The sequence below is a fragment of the Psychrobacter sp. TB55-MNA-CIBAN-0194 genome, assembly GCF_040309505.1.
GTDB lineage: Bacteria > Pseudomonadota > Gammaproteobacteria > Pseudomonadales > Moraxellaceae > Psychrobacter > Psychrobacter fozii.
In genome coordinates, this window is record NZ_JBEOOW010000210.1 from 1 (window position 1) to 278 (window position 278).

The following is a 278-nucleotide window of genomic DNA, read 5'->3' on the forward strand; positions in this document are numbered from 1 at the left end:
GTCCTGACCTCCAACAGACGCATCATCTATTTCCAGTACATCCGTTAACCCTGCCGCTGCTGCAACAGCATGCTTTCAAGGATGATACGCGGCAACTTATATTGGCACCCAAGTCTGCGCTAAGCGTACAACCAACCTTATCTGTGCGCACGGGAGTGTGCTGGGCTAACCCAAATGTTCATATTAAAATACCGCTCATTGTCCGCACCTTAGGCAATAAAAACGTGCGCTTAATTAAGCCCTCAACCATTTATGATGGTTACTGGTTTCAACACACC

1 protein-coding gene is annotated in these 278 nt (G+C 47.5%); it reads left to right on the forward strand.

The features are described from left to right. A partial coding sequence (locus AAEY75_RS14860) for an IucA/IucC family protein (RefSeq protein ID WP_352260001.1) occupies positions 1-278 on the forward strand: 278 nt, incomplete at both ends.